A 14,674-nucleotide genomic window follows, 5' to 3' on the forward strand; every position below is an offset into this window, starting at 1 on the left:
ATTCGATCGAATATTTTATCCACTATTTCTATCGGCAAAACACAATAATGAAGTTGTTTTTATAGGATTAGTTACTAGAATAAGCAATTGATGTATATTTTTTCATATCATGTATAAAACACAGGTATAATCCAAGATAAATTTTCAATTCATTTGGGACGTTTATAAAAATTTAAGATGACAAATAAGTTGGTAGGATAAATTTTTAAAAATAACAATATTTTGTATTTTAGTGGAGAGGAAGTAGTGTGATGTAGCAACTGAAAGAAGATTTGGAAATCTGGAGAAAATTTCAAAGTGTAAACTCTGAACTATTGGATGTTTCAATATTATTAATGTATAGTTATTGGTGCTTTTCCATTTCTTTTCAGTGTTAGTATTGCCATTTCAACTATTAAAAGAGTAGTAGAAATGAAAAAAGTGATTTAGCCCCATAGCTGTACTTGCAAGTTTGGTAATAGGTTGAAATTATAAATATTCCTGTGATTATTGCAAATTAAATAATTATAATTATCGAAAATTTCCAGATGATAAATGACAATATGAATTATATTATAAAGTTATATATATTTGATTAAAAAACACAAATTATTATTAAAAGTAAATATTTTTGTGTTTTAATTAAATTAACTTAGTAAGCGCTTTCTGGGTTGTGTATCAAAATAAAAAACATATACATTTGGAGGCTAATTAAATGAATACTAAAAAGTTTGTTGTGTTATCTACTGTGACTCTTATGTTAGCAGCGACTTCTGCTTCACCTATGTTAGGATTAAGTAATGATATTTTTGCTGATGAGATTGGAACAAAAATTGATACAAATGCTAGTTTACCAGAATCTAAATTATTTAATAAAACGGTTGCCAACAAAGACCTTAATTCTAGTATTGATGTTTCTTATGATGGTAATACTAAAATCACTATGTTAATTGATGAAAATCAAAATGTACTAGCTACTGAAATTTCAAATCCTGTAACTTCAGAAATTGTAGCTGTTACGAGAACAGCTACAGAAGTTATTGTTGAAAAAACAATTAAAGGGTACAATGGTGAATACGATACACAGACCCATCATTTTTCATTAGCTGCACTGAATGAGAACGGTGATATTAATGATATATCCAGTATCAGTCCAAGAAATCACTATACAGCTTGGAGATATACTAATCTTGCAGTAGGGACAGCTGTATTTTCATTACTTACTGATGTCTCGTTTGGAGCAGTAGTTTCTTTTTTTGCAGGTATTTTTGGAATTACCGCAAAAGCTGCTGAATGGGCACTTGGATACATGGGTGCAAAAGGGTTAAGTACTGGAGATGCTATTGCTAGAGCATTGGATACAAGTGGAAATGGTTGGATTGGATTATATGTTCGTGAACTATGGAATGATTCACAGACTGTTTACTATGGAACACAACATAAAACAATGTAAGTAAGGTGAAATGATGAAAAAGCTGGATTCCATATATTTCGTAGGTGTATTTCTTTTACTGTTTATTTTAAAAGGAATCTTAGAATTTATTTGGAAAGGCAATCATTCATTTACTCTCGATGAAATTTATTTTAGAGTTGCGATTGTTGTTGGTGTTGTGATTGGGTTGATACCAATTAATAAAGGCTGGGGTACGCTTAAATCTCTTTTTACCATTTTTTTGAGTGATTATTTACTGAAAAAGTTGTTTGATTATTTAGGATTAGAAAAAATAACCTTTACACTAATACCTTATCTTATTATTTTAGGAGTTCTTTTAATTATTTTTTTTGCTAGATTGATTATAAAAACAAAAAAAGGGATTTCCCTACACTAAAAGAAGATTAGATAAAAAGGGGTCGTGACAGAAGAGTTCAGCCTTATTTCCGAAGAGGTTAATTCTGTTTCCGCCGTTAGGTGGTGGAAGGGAACTAACGTATCACTCCTTTTTTTGGTGTTTATTTATTAATAATGAATGGAAGAATATAACAAATAAGAAGAATCGGTAATTTTCCATTATTTTCAGATTCAGACTTCTGTTTGTGGTTGATAGGAGAAGTGAAAAGATGGTGGCTAATCTCTTGAAAAAGGGGTGATGCCTATGATTCATAGCTTTATCCCTAGAAGGGGGTAGGCAAGTGTCAAGTTTTGAAGCAATTCAACTGATGATTACTTTCGCGACGTTAGTTTTGCTGATTATTAACTTTAAGACGTTAATACAATGAAATATAACTTTAAAAATAAGAGTATAAAGCAAACATTTTGGTGTGTCTGCTCTATACTCTTTTGACTTGTTATTTAACTAAGGTTAGCTTTTGGAACACCGTTTATTTGAATTTAAATCAGAAACAAAAATGAATTTGTAAATGAATTTATTTTTTTGCCCCATACGCATAGTTTGTTAGGGAATTATTTACCAAATATGCACACGTTTTTCAGGTGCTAGATACATGGGATCTTCTTCAGTGATCGCAAATGTTTCATAAAACTCTGCTAAGTTTTGTGGCTGGATATTCGCCCGAAGTTTCGCAGGTGCATGAACATCGATTTGTAAAAGTAATTGTTGGTATTCTTTTTTCGCTTTTGTACGCCAGATTGTCGCCCAATTCATGAAGAAATCGGCTGCTGAATAATCGTCTTCTGTCATTGCAGCTTCTAGTGCGCAACTTAATCCGCCAGCATCTGCAATATTTTCAGAAACGGTTAGTTTTCCATTGACTGTGCCATCAGCAAAAGGTACACCGTCAAACTGTTCGATCATGGCTTGCGCTTTTTCTTGGAAATGAGCGAAGTCTTCTTCTGTCCACCAGTTATTCAAGTTACCGAATTCATCAAATTTCGCGCCGTTGTTGTCAAACGCATGGGAAATCTCATGGGCAATGACTGCACCGATTCCGCCGAAGTTTGCCGAGCTAGATTGTTCCAAACTATAAAATGGTGCTTGTAAAATCGCAGCTGGGAAAACGATCACATTTCGGAATGGATGATAGTACGCATTGACTGTATCCGCGCTCATTTCCCATTCATCACGATCAACAGGCTTGTTCCATTTACTGAAACGGTCTTTTAGGGTTAGATGACTAAAGTTCAACGCATTTGAAAGCAAGGTTCCACCTTCATTTGCGGGAACTGTTTGGAACGCATCGAACAAGGCAGGGATTTTATCAGGGTAACCGACTTGGATGCCTAATTTGTTCAATTTCACAATTGCTTTTTCTCGTGTCGCATCACTTAACCATTCATTCGTTTCGAGTCGTTTTTGGTAAACATTGATCATTTTCTTGACCATTTTTTCGACATCTTTTTTCGCTGCTTCGCCAAAATACTTGTTCCCGTAGTAATCGCCCAACACATGATCAAACTGTCCTGAAGCAAGGTAGTAAGCTGCTTTCTTTTGTGGCATTGCTTCATCGGTTCCTGATAAAGTCCGAGAGAAGATCCCGCTGACTTGACGGAAATCTTCAGATAGATAACTGCTTAGTGAACGCACCGTTTTTACGATCATCCAGCTTTTAAGTAATCGGAAATGTGGTGTCGTCAAAAGTTCAGCTAAATGTTCAAAGTAGACAGGGTCAGTAACAATCACTTGGTCTGGACGTGTGCCGATCAAGCCAGTGGTCAAGGTAGTTAAGTCAAGAGCATCGGTATATGCCGTAAATTCAGTAAAGGTACGTGGATTGTACATTTGGCTATAATCTGCATTTTCTTCCGCGCTTTTAACATGAGGCGCAATCAATTTATCGAATTGGATCGCTTGTTCGACGATTGCTTCTGCCTGACTTCTTTCTTTTCCTGTCATTTCTAAAAGTTGGACCATCATATCAAAAAAGACGGACAATAATTGAGCACCATTTGGATGTTCTGCTTCATAATAAGTTTTATCTGGTAAAAATAAAGAGGGTGGTGAAGCGAAAAAGGCATTGACCTGCGCATTTTTCATATCTGCATCCACATCTAAGACAACAGGTAACGGTAAACTGTCCAATGTCCATTCGGGAAATTGCTGATTTAATTCGTCAAAGGAAGTGAGTTGCTCGATCCTTTCGAGGATAGGTTTTAAAGGTGTCGCACCTAATTGATCTCTATATTCATAATCATTTGCTAGTTGATAATAAGCAAGGAAGTGACGCATTTTATCAGATGTAACTTTTGTTGGATCAGCTAACATCTCATCTGTATCTCGCATCATTAGTTGATCAATGCCATCAACTAAATCCTGAAACCCACCAGTTGCTGGCTTATCGGCAGGAATTGTTGCTGTTTTTAACCATTCTTCATTTACTGCTTCAAAAAAATCTTGTTTCAAACGTTCTTGGTTCATTGAATCATCGCTCCTTTTTAGTTCCGTGTGCCCATTATCTAACAAAAAAGCAGAATAAACAAATGGAATGTAAAATCTATTTCAAAGCGACAAGTTTTGTAATCGGTTTCTTTTGCAAACAAGATCTAAAATCATTTTACATACGAATCAGGAAAAATGTTCAAAACGCGCAATCGACCATTAGTCACTCTGATTTATTTTTTTAGGACTATCCCTTATAATGTAGGTGGAGGTGATTGATTCTGAGTAAAGTAAGTGGGAAATGGCAAGAAATCACGCTCGATGGCAAAACAGAGCGAATCAGTGAGTTTCGTCTGCTCAAAAGGAAACAGGAAAACGAATACTATTTAGCAGTGATTTTTGAAAATGAGAGTTATTTGATCGTTGATCCTCATGGAAAACCAGTCGAATTTATGACAGCGGTAAACGCCTATTCAACAAGCATTGCAACATCCACTATGTGGCAAGAAGCCAGTATAAATGCAGAAGGAATTGACGATGAGCTGATCGATAAACTTCTGGCAAAGTGGGCGCAACAAGCGCCAACGACTTATTTAGTTGATTGTTGGGTAGGCTTGCCAGAGCAACGTTTCTTGAATTATAAAAAGTGGCGAACAACGTCTGGTTATCTTTGTGGCACTTATGCGGCAGCAGTGTTACTTGCCTACTATCAAGATTATCGTATGCCGAATCTGATTCCTTCAGCTATTCGTCAAAAAGATTCCCGCGATGCGAAAGAATTGATCCAAAAACTGCGTAAAACGATCCAACCTTTAGGCTTGCCTACCGTACCTATCCAAGTAAGTACAGGGATCTCAGCCTTTTTTAGAACACAACAACAACCGATTTATGCCAGAAGTACAGTAGTCGGTTCTTGGCAACGAGCAACAAAGCGGATTCGCGAAGGAAAACCTGTGATGATCGGTATTTTAAGATTGCTAGGCAGTACCTACGGCAATCATTGGGTCACTGCTTATGCTTACTATGAATCAGCTTCTGGTGAGCGTTATTATAAAGTCCATGATAATTGGGGAAACACAAATAAAGTGATTCCTGCAAGTTGGGGAAATGGAACAGTCTCACTTCCTTGATTATTTTCAGAAAATACCAGAAATACGGAACGAAATATGTTAAACTATCGAAGAATAGAGAAGTTTGGGAGGATGTCATGAGTAAAAAGTATCAGGACGACACGTTGAAAATCTTTAGTTTGAATGGGAATCGACCGTTAGCAGAAAAAATCGCCAAAGTATTTGGAACAGAGTTAGGGAAAAGTGTAGTCAAACAATTTAGTGATGGAGAAATTTCAATCAACATTGAAGAAAGTATCCGTGGCGACCATGTCTACATCGTTCAATCGACGAATGCACCAGTCAATGATTACTACATGGAATTATTGATCATGATCGATGCGATGAAACGTGCAAGTGCCAAAACGATCAATGTGGTGTTGCCTTATTATGGTTATGCGAGACAAGACCGTACAGCGAAGCCCCATGAACCAATTACAGCAAAATTGATTGCGAACATGCTTGAAGAAGCAGGAGCAACTCGTGTATTGACCTTAGATCTGCATACGGTGCAAGTACAAGGATTCTTTGATATTCCAGTAGATAACTTATTTACAATGCCATTATTTGCGCATTATTACCGTGAACTTGGTCTGGTCGGCGATGACATTGTCGTTGTTTCACCAAAGAACAGTGGTGTCCAACGCGCGCGTAGCTTATCAGAGTATTTGAATAGTACGTTAGCGATCGTTGATCATGCGGACGAAGAAGTCGAAGGGACAGCAGCAAGTTACGTGATCGGGAATGTTCAAGGAAAAACGTGTATACTGGTTGATGATATTTTAAATACTGGATTGACATTCGCTCGAGCAGCCAAAGTCTTGAAAGAAAATGGCGCCAAAGATATCTATGTTTGTGCTTCCCATGGCTTGTTGTCAGAGCCTGCAAAAGAGATCTTGGACGAAGCACCAATCAAAGATATCTGTATCACTGATTCTGTGTATACACCAGAAGACCGTCACCCTGAAAACTTGACGATCGTCACTTGTTCAAACTTGATGGGTGAAGCCGTCAAACGTATCCATGAAAACACGCCAATGAGCCCACTGTTCCGTTTGGAAGAGAAGAGCTTTAGATAAAAATGAAACACCATAAATGACGGAATTTAGGTCATTTTATGGTGTTTTTTGCTAAGAACTTGGACATATCTACTAAAAAATCCTCCTTTTGTCTAAGTTTATTTTTGGTAACTGGCTATTTCTATGCTAGAATGTGCCTAGTTCTATTTGAAAGGGATGAATACATTGGGCAATATTTATTTAGATCATGCAGCGACGACGCCGATGCATCCGTTGGTAATCAAAGAAATGATGGATATCATGGAAGGGACATTTGGCAATCCTTCGAGCATTCATGGATTTGGTCGGATGGCTCATGAAAAATTAGAAAATGCTAGACAAATCGTGGCAGATAGTTTGCACGCCCGCCCGCATGAGATTATTTTTAACAGTGGCGGAACGGAAGGTGATAATACTGCGATTCTTGAAACAGCATTCTCACGTCAAAATGAAGGGAAACATCTAATCACTACAGTTATTGAACATCCAGCAGTCTTAAATACGATGAAGTATCTTGAAAAAAAGGGTTTTGAGGTTACATATCTACCAGTTGACCAAAAAGGAAATATCTCGATCGCTGATTTCCGTTCGGCTTTAAGAGAAGACACGATTCTAGTATCGATCATGTACGGAAATAATGAAATCGGTAATTTATTACCAATCAAAGAAATCGGTGAAATTTTACGAGAACATCCAGCCTATTTCCATACGGATGCTGTTCAAGCTTATGGTAATCAAACGATTCATCCTCAAGAGTTAGGAATCGATCTTTTGAGCATATCTGGTCATAAAATCAATGGACCGAAAGGAATCGGTTTTTTATATAAAAGAGATGGCGTAAATATCCCACCTTTGCTTTTAGGGGGAGAACAAGAAGAAAAACGCCGTGCCGGTACAGAAAACTTAGCGGGGATCTGTGGATTAGCGAAAGCGGTAGAAATATTAACGCTGGAAGAAAGAGAAGCACGTAATAAAAAATACTTGGGCTTCCAACAACTGATTTTAGATAAATTGACAGAAAATGAGATTGAATATGCAATCAATGGAGATTTGACGAATAAATTACCTCATGTACTGAATTTACGTATTCCAGGGATCGTCAACGATCTATTGTTGATGAAATTGGATCTACAAGGCTTTGCGATCTCGATCGGTTCGGCATGTACTGCTGGAAATATCGAACCTTCTCATGTACTAGAAGCCATGTATGGAAAAGGAACACCATTCTTGAAAGAATCCATCCGCATCAGTTTTGGCTATGGGAATACAGAAGAAGAAGTCCAACGATTTGCTGATGGTTTAGTCAAAGCAATCTAAGCGCTAAAAAACCTAGTAAAACGAGTTAGAAACTTTTATAATAAAGAGGAAACTAAACTTACTGAGGTGAAAAAGATGGCATTTGAACAAACAGCGTCCGTACTCGGTTCTCCAGTTAGCTACCGTTTACATCCAGATGCAAAAAGATACACATTACGCGACAATGGCTTTACAGAAACAAACGGCGGGAACTATCAATTGATTCGTCCGCTTGATGCAACACCACAAAGCAAAGAAGGTTTTAAATTAAAAATCACGGTTGCGAAAGACATCAAGACAATGAAGATGTCGATCACGACAGCCAATGGCTTGCGTGCAGTCGATATTTTTAAAGATCCAAAGCAAAAAATGAGTCAAGATAAGTTTTATTTCTTGATGGATAGCATGATCAGTCGTGGACTATTTGAAAAAGTAGAAGGCTAAGCACTCATGTGACACAATAAAGAAAAACAAAAAAGTACCCAAACACTAGAAAAACAAGTGCATGTATCGTCTTCATGTGACGGCGAGCATGCGTAACTGTCCTTCCTAGCGCTTGGGTACTTTTTTATTTATCGGTCAATGATCATTCAACTTTTGACCATTCATCTAATGTTTTTCCTTGGGCATCTTTTAGTTCTAGCCAACTATTTGTTCCGCCATAATACAGTAATAGGCTAGCTTCATTCACACTTTTGACGATGATATCCTCCACAACTTTCCCATCTTTGATCTGCTCTTGGTAGTCAGCCCGCATCTTATCTCCATATTTCGCGGCATAACTAACCGAACCATCTTTATTCAAAGGGGCATCAAGTAATAACGTAGCGCCAGCTTTGATCAACATCTCATTGCGACTGATCCAGTAAAGTGTTGCCTTGCTACCACGAAATTCCACAGTAAAAGGAATCTCGCTGATTTGTTTCGTCCACCGATGACGCGCTTTGGCAGGTCTCTTTTTCGTCTCAGGAAGCGGAGCGAAGCCATAGCCGAAAGTCGTCAACACAGTCGTTACCTTTTCGACAGTTGGGGCTAATTTTTTGGTTGCTTCAACTGGGATTTTTTCTTTGAAATCTTTGTCTTTTTCTAATGTTAGACCAGCTTCGGCGGCTTGATTATTCATTAGATACATAAAATAATCTGCTTCAAGATCCCATGGTAAATGGATAGTGATGACTTGGTCAAAGGATTTTGGGCGGATCTTTGTACCAATTGCCAGACACTTTTTGTCTAAGTAATAAAGATAAAAAGAATTTTCTATTTCTTTTACTGGCTTTGAACAAATAGAGAGTTGGATTTGTTCTTCCTCTAATTGGATCTGTGTTTCAGAAGCAGTGATCGTTGTGTGAAAACTAACCTTGGTCATAGGTGTATCCTCCCGTTTTTTTCTACAGTGTACCATGTTTTTCAAGCAATAATAAAATAATCATAATTATAAAAAAATATAAGACAAATGAATGGTAAAATACAGAAAGAATACAAAACTAGGAGGCGTTATGCAGAAATACTGGAAAAAGAATATTAATTTATTTTTGATGGGACAATTTTTATCAGGAATCACAAGTATGGTCGTTCAATATGCTATTATTTGGTATTTGACGCAAGAAACAGGTTCTGCGACTATTTTAAGTTTTGCCACATTATTAGGAATGCTGCCGATGGTTCTATTAAGTCCATTTGTTGGGCCACTGATCGATCGCTGGGATAAGAAAAAATTATTGATTTATACGGATATCATTGTTGCGATCTTTGCACTTATTTTATCCATTGTAGGAACAGTGATGTCGACCTTTCCGCTCTGGTTAGTGTTTGTCTCTTTATTTATTCGTTCGGTCGCACAGACATTCCAAATGCCGACGATCCAATCAATTTTACCAACAATGGTTCCAGAAGAAGAATTAACAAGGATCAATGGGCGATTGGGTATGGTGCAATCAGCGAATTATATCGTTGCTCCTGGATTAGGTGCTTTTTTATTTGCTGCGGTACCGATGAATGCTTTGATTCTTTTGGATGTATTAGGTGCCATTCTTGGTGTAGGATTGTTGATTCTTGTGGTAATTCCCAAGATGGACATCCAAGGAGAAGCGGTTCATTTGTTAGCTGATACTAAATTTGGAGTAAAGAAACTATATGAGAAGCGAGGGTTATGGCATATCATGCTCAATGGGGCAGTTTTCATGCTGTTGTTCATGCCTGCCGCAAGCTTATATCCACTGATGACCATGGGTTATTTTAATGGCACAGTCGGACAAGCGGGATTGATCGAAGTCATTTACGCCGTTGGGATGTTAGTCGGAGGCGCAGTCATTGGTTTTTCTGGTCATTTTAAGAATCGAATGCAGCTAGTGATCATCTCCTATATCGTTTTAGGGGTATCTGTCACAGCAAGTGGTTTATTGCCAGCAACCTCACAAGGATTTATTTATTTTGTTCTGTTGAATGCCCTTGCCGGTTTGGCTACGCCTTACTACAATACATTAGTCATGGCGATGATCCAACAAAGTTTTGAGCCAAGCATTTTAGGAAGAGTGTTGGGTGTGTTCAATTCACTGATGTCTCTGCCTGGTCCAATCGGTTTGATCTTTGCTGGACCACTAGCAGATGCTCTTGGCGTGGAGAAATTGTTTGTGATTGCTGGTGTCGGTACATTACTTTGCGCAATTGCACTTTACCTGGTTCCTTCAGCCAGAAACTACGATTTAGAATTACAAAGTAAACATAGCTAAGACAAAGCAATAAATTTCTTTTTTAAAGATAGGCATTGATTGCCTATTTTTTTGTTTTCACATACGATATTTATAAAGGAGAGTGAGCTTAGATGAATTATTTTATCAGCGATATGCATTTTTTCCATGAACGGTTGCTCGGTAATAGTGATTTTTCGCCGAGACCATTTAAAAATATTGCCCACATGCACCATCAATTAATCACTAGTTGGAATGCAGTCGTAAAGGAATCCGACCATGTTTATCATCTAGGGGACCTCGCGATGCACCCTAAGTATGAAAAAGGTAGCGCAGAAATTCTTTCCTTAGTCAAAGAACTGAATGGCACGATCCACTTTATCAAAGGGAATCATGACAGTCGGGCCTTTTTCAACTACTTGGAACGACATGATCCGTGGAAAAAGGAAGGAAAGCAAAAGTTTCACTTTTATGATGTAGGTGTCATCATAAAATTCAATCACCAACAATACTATCTGACCCATTATCCATTGTTGCTCGGAGGCAATGATAAAATACGCAATCTTCATGGACATATCCATCACTACAGCGTACCCATCGGCAACGACGTCAATGTAGGAGTAGATGCGCCAGAGCGAGAATTATTAAAAGCAAAACGCCCGTTTGGCACGCCACTTTCGGAAGCGGAGATTGAAGAAATCTATGAAGCAAAGTTTCAAGAGCTACAAAAAATTCAACGTTAAACATCCCTCGATAATTTTAAACCGTTAGTTATTTTTAAATTATTCTTAATTAAAGAATAGTTTAGATAATAAGCGGTTTTTGTTTACATTTAAATCCATTTTTATTCTAAAATTAAAGTTATTATAAATCCATATCAAATAGAGAGGTGATGACATATGATCAAAAAATTGAGTGTAAGTTTAGCTTCAGTTGGCCTATTCAGTGCATTTGCTTTTGGTGCTGTACCTACCTTTGCTGACACATCGCAAGGAACAGAACAAGTCGGTGAAGAAGTAGAAACAAAAGAAGAACTATTGAAAATGTTGCAAGAAGAATACGGCACAGAAGACAGATTTTATCTTGAATTTGAGGATGATGAATACAAAGAAGAAATCAATCCAGTAACTGGAATGGCTAGAACCACTAATAAAAAAACAGGGGAAACCGAAGAATATGAAGCATTCGGGGAATTTGAATTATTTACAAAAGAAGAATTTCTAAAATCACTACAAGAAGAATACGGGACAGAGGACAAATTCTTTTTAGAGTATGAAGATGATCAAACGAAAGAAGAAATCAATCCGATTACTGGAATGGCTCGAATAACAGATAAGGAAAAGGGGACGATTGAAGAGTACGATGCGTTCAAAGCACTTGAAACAGTCACAAATGACAAACTGCTTCAAACATTGCAAGAAGAATATGGTACAGAAAATCGCTTTTATCTAGTTTATGAAGATGAAGAGATCAAAGAAGAGATTAATCCTGTAACAGGAATGAGTCGACTGACTGATAAAGAATCCGGTGAAGTCGATGAACTCTCCCTCATCGAAGAGACAGAAGTTGCTGGATCAAAAGAATAACCATTAGGAAAAGTAGGTGAGAAGAAGGTGGGGATGGATTACCTCAAGAAATAAGGCGACAGCTACAAAAATTGTTTTCAAATTTTGTAGCTGTCGCCTTTTTGATGAGGGTACCTATGTTCCCAACGCATATGCGGTGTTAAGGTGTGAGACAAAAGGAAATGTTACTTTTGTCTCACACCTGTTTTATTTTCGCCATTCATCTAGATACTAGGTGGAAAAAGTGTAGAGTCCATTTGTTCCATCCTTGTTAACAACTTTATAGATTCATCAGACATAAAATCCAAGGAGCTATTGAAAGTTTAAATAATACAATTGACGAGTTTTCCTTGATTATTCAATCCTTTACCAACAGTGGCTGTTCCATCATTCAAACGTTTAAGATCATTCGTGATATTTGTTGAGTAGACGATAAGGACCTCTTCTTTTGTATATTGATTCAACCAGTCGATCGCGTAATCCACAGATTGGTTGACACCGATATGATAGTAATAGTTTTGGTAAATCGTTTTGGCTTCATCGGTCATTGTAAAGTCATGATTCAGTCCATACCCATTTCTCTGAGAAGCAGGCGTAGTGAAAGAGCCATGGAATCGTAGATAAGTAGCGGAGCGATAGGTGCCATTTTCTAGCTTGATCAATGCATGGAAATTATTAAAGAAATAATACCAAGTCGGACGGTTCTTCGTGTAGGATACATCATAATTCAATGGATTCGGATAGGCTAGATCATAATTTTCATAGACACTTAAATTCTCCGTGTAATCAAATTTTCTTTGAGTAAATGCTGGAGGAGTATGTACTACTTGACTAACTAAATAGCCATATGAAGGATGTGCTTTTTGATCGATTTTTGAATAAGTTGGATTATAGCGTAGGTGATTACTATCCGTCGTGATATCTTTTGAGTAAACAATATCAAAGCTACACTGAGTATAGCGATTGATCCAATTCATCACGTAATTTGGGATATCCGCAAGTTCAATACCATTAGGTACAACAGGGATATTTTTATCTGCGTATTTTTGCTTCGCTTCATCAGTCAAAGCGAAATTGGTGAATAAATCTAATTGTGCAACAACATTTCCACTGGCGTTACGACCGAGAGTAAGGGATTTGTTGGTGTAGGGACGTTGGTTGTTTTGATCGATGGCTAAGAAATGATAGTCGTTTTCAAGGTAATAGAGGTTAGAGTTTCTACTGAAAATAAAGTCTTCACCTTCCATGGGGGAACCTCCCCCCGCCCAAGTGATATTCTTTGTATAATCATTGTATTCAGGAAACGAAGGACTAATTTTTTCCAGTTTATCGGAGCGCCAGATATCGTTAGGTGTAATCGATGGCGCCTCGATCGGATCATCTTTAGACTCAAGATCAATCCCTTGGAAATTTGGGTCATCTCCAGGCGTCAGGTCATCAATGTTGCCATCAGGTGTAGCGTTCATGTAAGCAGCCCATACGAGCATGGAACAGTACCAACTTTGTCTGCTAAAAGTACGATCCCGATGTCCGAGCGACAATGATAAAGAATAACTTTTTCCTAATTGACTTTTCATAAATAAAATAGCAGCTTGTTTTTGTAACACTGTTGCCTCAGGAACTCTTAGGATGGAGGCATTGGTATAATCAAAACGCTCGTCATCTAATACACCGTAGACAACGCCATCACTTTTGGCACCAAAGTTTCCTTTTGTTGCTTCAATTGTTCGAATATAGGTAAAGGTTTCTTCTTTTCCATTGATTATATGAGTTTCTTCAACAATATCATCGACAATCATTATATGATGAAGCACAATCACTCCGAGATCTAAAATATCCGCTCGATTTACCTCAAAAATGAGATCTCCAGGCTGGACCGTATTCAATAAGTCATAAGTACCATATTCCGGCTTCTTTTCAAAAGTAATATTATCTAGAGAATTTCCAATATTGAAGGACCATAGTGGCGGGATTTTCGCTAACCGTTCTGCTTCCTCGGTTAAATACGTGTCATTGACGGAATGTGCATATTCTTTTAAGTGATCCTCATCTAAATAAGGTGTCTGGTTGTAGTAACCAGCTGAAAATTCCTCAAATGTCTGCTCGAAGGAAGCGTATTCATTTTTGAAAAATTCATAATAATCCTCTAAAGACTGATAAGAGTCCGCTTCGGCATGTACCTGCATATTTGAGAATTGAAGTGAAACGATTAATAAAAAAGTTGTGAAAAAAAGTTTGAGCTTCATGATATTTCCTCCTTAATTTTATGATAAAATAATAACATACAAACATTTATAAAAACACCTATTTTTTTAATTTTATATGTTTTTTTATATGGATTTATGGAAAAACTTTTATCTAATTATGTTTATCATTAAAAGTTTGTGTGAAGGATTTTTTATTATTTATCTGCAAGTTAATCGATTTATTTTAAAGTTATTTTAACTTTTATTTTAAATAACTATTTATTGGTTTTTGATTGTTAGGTGTATAATTTTTTATTAATCCAAAAATAGCTTCGATTATTTTAAATGAAGCGAAGAAAGGAGTAGCTTATGAATGGGACACAATCGGCTTGTGTATGTCAATGTCCTTATCTATTCTGTGTATTATTGGTTCGCTGATTGATGGACGTGGACTAATTGGATTGTTGTTAGTTTTTTAACAATTATTCCAGGATTTTTTGAAATCTATTTTACAACTAAA

At 37.1% G+C, this 14,674-nt stretch carries 13 protein-coding genes; 10 read left to right on the forward strand and 3 right to left on the reverse strand.

From position 1 onward, the window contains the following. Window positions 1–694: 694 nt before the first annotated feature. The 3 genes from IGI79_RS03070 to IGI79_RS03080 all read left to right on the forward strand — a co-directional run bounded on the left by IGI79_RS03070 (window position 695) and on the right by IGI79_RS03080 (window position 2,196). Window positions 695–1,432 (forward strand): hypothetical protein, encoded by a 738-nt coding sequence (locus tag IGI79_RS03070; RefSeq protein ID WP_195273812.1) that lies wholly within the window; start codon window positions 695–697, stop codon window positions 1,430–1,432. 13 nt (window positions 1,433–1,445) lie between these two features. Continuing rightward, complete coding sequence (locus IGI79_RS03075) at window positions 1,446–1,808, forward strand: hypothetical protein (RefSeq protein WP_195273811.1); 363 nt, start codon at window positions 1,446–1,448, stop codon at window positions 1,806–1,808. Between the two features lie 301 nt (window positions 1,809–2,109). Further along, window positions 2,110–2,196, forward strand: coding sequence for a putative holin-like toxin (locus tag IGI79_RS03080; protein WP_396349504.1), 87 nt, complete (start codon window positions 2,110–2,112; stop codon window positions 2,194–2,196). Window positions 2,197–2,384: 188 nt separating this feature from the next. Here the strand turns inward: IGI79_RS03080 and IGI79_RS03085 are convergent, their stop codons facing one another. Next, window positions 2,385–4,292 carry a M13 family metallopeptidase gene (locus tag IGI79_RS03085; RefSeq protein ID WP_195273810.1) on the reverse strand — a complete coding sequence of 636 codons (1,908 nt, stop codon included), beginning with the start codon at window positions 4,290–4,292 and terminating at the stop codon, window positions 2,385–2,387. A gap of 236 nt (window positions 4,293–4,528) precedes the next feature. On the opposite strand from IGI79_RS03085, the gene IGI79_RS03090 reads away from it, so the two are divergent. From IGI79_RS03090 to IGI79_RS03105, 4 genes are all read left to right on the forward strand, one after another. Beyond that, window positions 4,529–5,383, forward strand: a complete 855-nt coding sequence (locus IGI79_RS03090; protein WP_065096112.1) for a dihydrolipoamide dehydrogenase — start codon at window positions 4,529–4,531, stop codon at window positions 5,381–5,383. A 77-nt stretch (window positions 5,384–5,460) separates the two neighbouring features. Further along, window positions 5,461–6,441, forward strand: a complete 981-nt coding sequence (locus IGI79_RS03095; protein WP_019723536.1) for a ribose-phosphate diphosphokinase — start codon at window positions 5,461–5,463, stop codon at window positions 6,439–6,441. 165 nt (window positions 6,442–6,606) lie between these two features. Continuing rightward, window positions 6,607–7,737 carry a cysteine desulfurase family protein gene (locus tag IGI79_RS03100; protein ID WP_104776630.1) on the forward strand — a complete coding sequence of 377 codons (1,131 nt, stop codon included), beginning with the start codon at window positions 6,607–6,609 and terminating at the stop codon, window positions 7,735–7,737. A 75-nt stretch (window positions 7,738–7,812) separates the two neighbouring features. Next, window positions 7,813–8,160, forward strand: a complete 348-nt coding sequence (locus IGI79_RS03105) for a DUF1831 domain-containing protein (protein WP_010736189.1) — start codon at window positions 7,813–7,815, stop codon at window positions 8,158–8,160. 142 nt (window positions 8,161–8,302) lie between these two features. Here the strand turns inward: IGI79_RS03105 and IGI79_RS03110 are convergent, their stop codons facing one another. Further along, window positions 8,303–9,082 carry a hypothetical protein gene (locus IGI79_RS03110; RefSeq protein ID WP_065096113.1) on the reverse strand — a complete coding sequence of 260 codons (780 nt, stop codon included), beginning with the start codon at window positions 9,080–9,082 and terminating at the stop codon, window positions 8,303–8,305. A 91-nt stretch (window positions 9,083–9,173) separates the two neighbouring features. Here IGI79_RS03110 and IGI79_RS03115 point away from each other — a divergent pair, with 91 nt between their 5' ends. The 3 genes from IGI79_RS03115 to IGI79_RS03125 all read left to right on the forward strand — a co-directional run bounded on the left by IGI79_RS03115 (window position 9,174) and on the right by IGI79_RS03125 (window position 11,989). Then, window positions 9,174–10,445, forward strand: a complete 1,272-nt coding sequence (locus IGI79_RS03115; protein WP_081277425.1) for an MFS transporter — start codon at window positions 9,174–9,176, stop codon at window positions 10,443–10,445. Window positions 10,446–10,537: 92 nt separating this feature from the next. Beyond that, complete coding sequence (locus IGI79_RS03120) at window positions 10,538–11,146, forward strand: metallophosphoesterase (protein ID WP_065096115.1); 609 nt, start codon at window positions 10,538–10,540, stop codon at window positions 11,144–11,146. Between the two features lie 156 nt (window positions 11,147–11,302). Next, complete coding sequence (locus tag IGI79_RS03125) at window positions 11,303–11,989, forward strand: hypothetical protein (protein WP_023519195.1); 687 nt, start codon at window positions 11,303–11,305, stop codon at window positions 11,987–11,989. Between the two features lie 302 nt (window positions 11,990–12,291). Here IGI79_RS03125 and IGI79_RS03130 read toward each other — a convergent pair whose 3' ends face one another. Beyond that, window positions 12,292–14,214, reverse strand: a complete 1,923-nt coding sequence (locus IGI79_RS03130) for a hypothetical protein (RefSeq protein WP_104776631.1) — start codon at window positions 14,212–14,214, stop codon at window positions 12,292–12,294. Between the last annotated feature and the right edge of the window lie 460 nt (window positions 14,215–14,674).

This window comes from Enterococcus sp. AZ084 (assembly GCF_051714905.1).
Lineage (GTDB): Bacteria > Bacillota > Bacilli > Lactobacillales > Enterococcaceae > Enterococcus_B > Enterococcus_B pernyi.

What these genes read in the sequence shown, in the direction of transcription:
- IGI79_RS03070 (WP_195273812.1), top strand. Translation starts at nt 695, where the DNA reads ATGAATACTAAAAAGTTTGTTGTGTTATCTACTGTGACTCTTATGTTA.
- IGI79_RS03075 (WP_195273811.1), top strand. Translation starts at nt 1,446, where the DNA reads ATGAAAAAGCTGGATTCCATATATTTCGTAGGTGTATTTCTTTTACTG.
- IGI79_RS03085 (WP_195273810.1), bottom strand. Translation starts at nt 4,292, where the DNA reads ATGAACCAAGAACGTTTGAAACAAGATTTTTTTGAAGCAGTAAATGAA.
- IGI79_RS03095 (WP_019723536.1), top strand. Translation starts at nt 5,461, where the DNA reads ATGAGTAAAAAGTATCAGGACGACACGTTGAAAATCTTTAGTTTGAAT.
- IGI79_RS03105 (WP_010736189.1), top strand. Translation starts at nt 7,813, where the DNA reads ATGGCATTTGAACAAACAGCGTCCGTACTCGGTTCTCCAGTTAGCTAC.
- IGI79_RS03110 (WP_065096113.1), bottom strand. Translation starts at nt 9,082, where the DNA reads ATGACCAAGGTTAGTTTTCACACAACGATCACTGCTTCTGAAACACAG.
- IGI79_RS03115 (WP_081277425.1), top strand. Translation starts at nt 9,174, where the DNA reads ATGGTAAAATACAGAAAGAATACAAAACTAGGAGGCGTTATGCAGAAA.
- IGI79_RS03120 (WP_065096115.1), top strand. Translation starts at nt 10,538, where the DNA reads ATGAATTATTTTATCAGCGATATGCATTTTTTCCATGAACGGTTGCTC.
- IGI79_RS03125 (WP_023519195.1), top strand. Translation starts at nt 11,303, where the DNA reads ATGATCAAAAAATTGAGTGTAAGTTTAGCTTCAGTTGGCCTATTCAGT.
- IGI79_RS03130 (WP_104776631.1), bottom strand. Translation starts at nt 14,214, where the DNA reads ATGAAGCTCAAACTTTTTTTCACAACTTTTTTATTAATCGTTTCACTT.